The sequence below is a fragment of the Roseibium sp. genome, assembly GCF_025698965.1.
Classification (GTDB): domain Bacteria; phylum Pseudomonadota; class Alphaproteobacteria; order Rhizobiales; family Stappiaceae; genus Roseibium.
In genome coordinates this window covers 1-5,692 of the sequence record NZ_JAILWL010000433.1, presented here as the reverse complement: position 1 = coordinate 5,692, position 5,692 = coordinate 1, and the positions used below count along the sequence as shown (strand labels likewise).

5 protein-coding genes are annotated in these 5,692 nt (G+C 57.3%); 2 read left to right on the top strand and 3 right to left on the bottom strand.

The features are described from left to right. Together K5905_RS26190 and K5905_RS26185 are read left to right on the top strand one after the other, a co-directional pair. A partial coding sequence (locus K5905_RS26190; RefSeq protein ID WP_297589689.1) for a DoxX-like family protein occupies positions 1-780 on the top strand: 780 nt, incomplete at its 5' end. Then, positions 780-1,259, top strand: a complete 480-nt coding sequence (locus K5905_RS26185) for a DUF2269 domain-containing protein (RefSeq protein ID WP_297589686.1) — start codon at positions 780-782, stop codon at positions 1,257-1,259. The genes K5905_RS26190 and K5905_RS26185, both read left to right, overlap by 1 nt. A gap of 99 nt (positions 1,260-1,358) precedes the next feature. On the opposite strand, the gene K5905_RS26180 is transcribed toward K5905_RS26185, so the two are convergent. From K5905_RS26180 to K5905_RS26170, 3 genes are all read right to left on the bottom strand, one after another. Then, the gene (locus K5905_RS26180; RefSeq protein ID WP_297589684.1) at positions 1,359-2,870 is read right to left on the bottom strand and encodes a BCCT family transporter; all 1,512 of its coding nucleotides are present in this window, start codon (positions 2,868-2,870) and stop codon (positions 1,359-1,361) included. A 141-nt stretch (positions 2,871-3,011) separates the two neighbouring features. Continuing rightward, positions 3,012-4,325: an NAD-dependent dihydropyrimidine dehydrogenase subunit PreA gene (gene preA / locus K5905_RS26175; RefSeq protein ID WP_297589681.1), complete on the bottom strand. Its 1,314-nt coding sequence runs from the start codon at positions 4,323-4,325 to the stop codon at positions 3,012-3,014. After that, positions 4,318-5,692 (bottom strand): NAD(P)-dependent oxidoreductase (locus K5905_RS26170; RefSeq protein WP_297589678.1); only part of this gene is annotated, 1,375 nt, incomplete at its 5' end. The genes K5905_RS26170 and preA, both read right to left, overlap by 8 nt.

Below are 5,692 nucleotides of genomic sequence, written 5' to 3'. Positions count from 1 at the left end.
AGGGTGTTTGAAGATGCCAGGGTTCAAACCGTTCATGTCGACGATGTCGCCAGCGCCGTTGCCCAGGTTGCGCGCGGGGAGCAAGGCAGCCGTTTCGTGGCCGATTTGACCGAAAGCGAAAGCCGGTCTTTCTATGATCTTGTCCGGCAGGTTCGGAGATGGCAGGGCTTCCCTAAATGGCGGTTGACGTTTCGAATTGCCGATTCCGTGGTCCTGGTTCTGGGCAGGGGAGCCGATCTCCTGAGCTGGTTCGGTTGGCGGTCTCCACTGCGCACCAACGCGCTTGCATCGTTGCAAAGCGGAATTTCAGGTGATGCAGCAGAATGGCTGCGCCGGGGTGGCGATCCGATGAAATCTCTAGAGGCGACATTGGCTGAGATGCCGGCAACGGTGCAGGAGCGCGCCTTTGCAAGGCTCTATCTTCTATTGCCGCTCGCAATCGGGTGTCTTTCGATCTTCTGGGCTCTGTCCGGTCTTGTCGGACTGGTGTTGTTCGGAGCCGCCAAGGCCGTTCTGACGAATGCAAACACAAGTGAAGGCTTTGCGACCTTGTCGGTTCTGGCAGGCGCTTTTGTCGATATTGCGCTGGGACTGGGGGTGCTGTGGCGGAAATGGACCCGATTGGCTTGTGTCGGAATGATCGTCGTATCGCTCTCCTATCTCATTGGGGGGACGATTTTCGTGCCGGCCCTATGGGGTGATCCCTTGGGGCCGATGGTGAAGATTTTTCCTGCACTGGTTCTGGCCCTGTTCGTTGCTCTGATCCTGGAGGAACGTTGATGCTTTATGATCTGTTTCGCTTTGCTCATGTGATCGGCGCGTGCGTCTTGTTGGGAACTGGGGCGGGCATTGCGTTTTTCATGGTCATTTCAAACCGCTCTCAGGACCCCGCGCTGATTTCGCATGTTGCCGGGATCGTGGTTCTAGCCGACACGGTTTTCACGGCAACTGCCGCAGTCTTCCAACCTGTCACCGGGTACTGGCTTGCGCGCGAGACAGGCTGGCCAATTTGGGAAGGCTGGGTGCTTGCCTCCTTGTGTCTTTACCTATTTGTCGGCGTGTTCTGGTTGCCGGTGGTCTGGATACAGATACGCATGCGCCGGTTGGCAGTTGAGGCTGCGGACAATGGCACGGACCTGCCATCCGCCTACCACAGGCTTTACCGAATCTGGTTCGCCTGCGGTTTTCCGGCCTTTTTTGCAGTGCTGGCAATCGTCTGGCTGATGCTCACCAAACCGGATCCATTGTTCGGCGCCTAACGCCATCATTCTTTCCGGTTCGGGGCCTTTCGCACCAGTATCCAGATCACGGCACCGATAAAGGCAAAGGTTCCAAGATTCATCAACGTGTCAACAGGATCACCGATCAGCATGGGCAGGCTCCTTCCTGGTGTCCTGCAAGAGCGCCCGGATCAGGCAGGCCAGCAGGATCACGGTGATGAATACGAAGGGCAGCGCGCCAAGCGCAATGAGCGTCCGGACGGCCTGCATTGAACCAGAAAGGATCATGGCCGCGCCGAGCACGCCAAGGAGACCACCCCATATCACCCGGATCCTGACGCTCGGATTTGGATCGCCACCTGTCGAAAACGTGCCAAGCACAAAGGCGGCGCTGACCACGCTTGTTACGATGAACAAAAATGCCGCCAGCACGGTTGCAAGCGTTGTCAGTGTGGACAGCGGCAAGCGCTCAAGCAATGCAAAGGTCATGCGCTCAACATTGGTCTGGGTCAGGGCCAGAAGGTCGCCTTGCCCGTTGAGCGTGTCGAAAATCCCGATGCCGCCGAAGGCTCCGAACCAGATGGTGGAGAAAACGGTTGGCCCGATCAGCACACCCAGCACGAACTCTCGGATGGTCCGGCCCTTGGAAATGCGGGCAACGAACACGCCGACAAAGGGTCCCCAGGCAATCCACCAGACCATGTAGGTGAGTGTCCAGTCCCGGAACCATTTGCTGATCTCGTCACCAAAGAAAGTGTAAGTCTGGAGCCCTCTTGGAATGACAACGGCGATGTAGCTGCCGATCCCGCTGACGATCGAATTCAGCAAGAACTCGGACGGCCCCATAATAATAGTATAGATCACAAGCCCGATCGCCAGCGCCATGGCGATGTTGGAGAGCCTGGCCATGCCGGCCCCTAGGTCGACAAGGAGCGGGGGGATATAGGCAGCAATCATCGCAACAAACACGACACCGACCAAAACGGATGTGGTCTCCTCGTTGCCCAAGAGAACGGTCACACCGTCAGCGACCTGAAACACGCCCATGGCGACGGAACCGGCGACACCGATGGCAATGGCCGCAATCGCCATGAAATCGGAGAACCAGCCGACGACATTGGCCCAGGTTTCACCTGGGAATAGGTTTTTGACTGGTGCGCTGACCATCATCGGGGTTCCGCGGCGATAGCTGAAATAGGCAATCGCCAAGGCAGTCGTTCCGTAAATCGCCCAGGCGTGAATGCCCCAATTGAAATTTGCGGCCAGCAGGGCCTGTTCCGCCGCAATCGGTGCGGGCAAAAATTCCTTTGCGAAATGAAAATGCGTCAGCGGCTCGGCAACAGCCCAGAACAACAGGCCAACACCCATTCCGGCTGCAAACAGCATCGCGATCCAGGTTGGCGTGGAATACTCCGGACGGTCTGTGTCGGCACCAAGCCGGATGTCGCCGAATTTCGTGAGCGTCAAGGCCAGGCAGAACAGCAGCATGATCGTCACAGACAACATGACGAACCAGCCACGGCTGATGAAATACTGATCAACGATTGAACTTGCGACAGCTTGCAGTCCGGCGGGGTCTGCAACACCCCAGATGCCGATGAGGGCGCACAGGCCGATCGACGCTGCCAGTAGGATCTTTGAACTCTGCATGCCGCCCCCGTCTGCCTCGTAAAGCCAACGCTAAAGCGCTGACGTCGCGACATCAATGACTTTCATGCACGCCACAAGCATGACACAAAAAAGCAGGCAGGTTCGGAACCTGCCTGCGCAAAGTCGGATGGACGGCAATGGTTATTCGGCTGCTTCTTTCACTGCCATCGGATTGTTCGGATGCGTCGTCCAGTTGGCGTAATCTGGATCCACTTTCTTTTTCGTCCGCGGATCGGTGCTGCCGGCGGCCATCGGTTCCATGGTGATGCAGTCCTCGACCGGACAAACGTTGACGCAAAGATTGCAGCCGACGCATTCCTCGTCGATCACTTCGAATTTGCGGGCACCATCTACCATGTTGGTGATTGCCTGGTGAGACGTGTCTTCACAGGCAATGTGACAGCGGCCGCACTGGATGCAGAGATCCTGATCGATCTTCGCCTTGGCGATGTAGTTCAGATTGAGATACTGCCAGTCCGAGACGTTGGGTACGGCACTGCCGACGAACTGGTCAACGGACGTGTAGCCCTTTTCATCCATCCAGTCGCTGAGGCCCTCGATCATGTCCTCAACCACTTTGAAGCCATAAGTCATGGCCGCGGTGCAGACCTGAACCGATCCGGCACCAAGGGCCATGAACTCTGCCGCATCGCGCCAGGTGGTAACACCGCCGATGCCTGAGATCGGCAACCCATGGGTGGCCGGGTCGCGAGCGATCTCCGCAACCATGTTGAGTGCGATCGGTTTGACGGCAGGACCGCAATAGCCACCATGAGCGCCTTTGCCGTCGACCGAAGGTGAAGGCGACATGATGTCGAGGTCGACACCCATGATGGAGTTGATCGTGTTGATCAGCGAAACGGCATCCGCGCCGCCTGCATTGGCAGCCTGAGCCGGTTTGCGGACATCGGTGATATTCGGCGTCAGCTTGACGATGCAGGGCATGCGTGAATGCTGCTTGACCCAGCGGGTGACCATTTCGATGTATTCCGGCACCTGACCGACTGCGGAACCCATGCCGCGTTCGCTCATGCCATGGGGACACCCGAAGTTGAGCTCGACGCCATCCGCCTCGGTTTCCTCGACCCGCTTCAGGATGTCGATCCAGTTCTGCTCCTCACACGGCACCATCAGGGAGACGATCAAGGCGCGATCCGGCCAGTCCCGTTTGACCTGCTTGATTTCCCGAAGGTTCACTTCCAGCGGCCGATCGGTGATCAGTTCGATGTTGTTGAGACCGATAAGTTGCCGATCCTTGCCGTGAATGGCGCCGTAGCGTGGACCGTTGACGTTGACGACGGCCGGGTCTTCCCCAAGCGTTTTCCAGACAACGCCACCCCATCCGGCCTTGAAGGCGCGAACGACGTTGTATTCCTTGTCGGTTGGCGGTGCGGAAGCCAGCCAGAACGGGTTCGGTGATTTGATACCGATAAAGTCTGTGCGCAAGTCAGCCATACTTGCTCTCCTTCGAAACCGTTGAGCCGAGCGCTTGTTCGCTCAAGGCCGTGTTGATGCTCTCAGCGGCGATTTTTCCGTCTTCAACGGCAGTGACCGTAAGATCTTCACCGCCGAGCACACAATCGCCACCGGCCCACACATCGGCAAGGTTGGTCTTGCGGTCTTCATTGACCACAATCCGTCCCTTTTCCACCAGAAGTGAATCGTCAAGATGATCCTGAACCAGGGTCTGGCCGACTGCCTTGAACACCATGTCGGCAGGCAGTGTCAGATATTCACCGGTGCCTTTCAGGGATCCATCGTCGAGCGACTCGGTTCTTTCAAGCTCTATGGAACGGATATGTCCGTTTTCCACGTTGAGAGCATGCGGTTGCGCATGTGTCAGGATCTTGACACCGGAGGTTTGCGCCAGGTTCTGCTCGTATTCGGAAGCATTCATGCGTTCCTGACCGCGCCGATAGACGATTGTCACGTCTTCAGCGCCAAGCAATTTCTTCTGAACGGCAATATCTACAGCGGTCATACCGCCGCCGATCACGACAATGTGCCGACCGACCGGGAGTTCGGCCAGATTGTCCGCCTGACGGAGATCCGAAATGTAATCGACGGCGTTCAGCACCCCGTCTTTGGTTTCGTGTTCCTTGTTGAGGTCATTCACCCCACCAAGGCCAATGGAGAGGAACACTGCATCGTAAGTCGCGCGCAGTTCGGCCAGATCAAGATTGTCTCCAAGGCGCATGCCTGTTTTCAGGTCGATGCCTCCGATGGACAGGACGAATTCCACTTCGCGCTGGGCAAAGTTTTCCACGGACTTGTAAGACGCGATACCGAACTCGTTCAATCCGCCTGCCTTGTCGCGGGCATCAAACAGGGTGACATCGTGACCGTGGACTGCCAGGCGATGCGCACAGGACAGGCCCGCGGGTCCGGCACCGACCACGGCGATTTTCTTGCCAGTCGATGTTGCTCTGGTGAACGGCGTGCTGTCGTTTTCACTCATATAGTGATCGGTCGCAAAGCGTTGCAGCTGACCGATCTTGACGGGTTTGCCTTCAGCGACTTCTCGAACACAAACCTGCTCACACAAGGTTTCTGTCGGGCAGACGCGGGCGCACATGCCGCCGAGAATGTTCTGCTCGAAGATAGTCTTCGCCGATCCAGTGGGATTGCCCGTAGAGATCTGGCGGATGAATTGCGGAATGTCGATGCTTGTCGGGCAGGCCTGCATACAGGGGGCGTCGTAACAAAAATAACAGCGGTCTGCCTCTACGCTGGCTTCATGCGGCGCCAGCAATGGATGCAGGTCGCTGAAATTCTCTTCGTATACGTCCTCAGGCAAGCGCCCGGTAGCGATATCCGGGCCG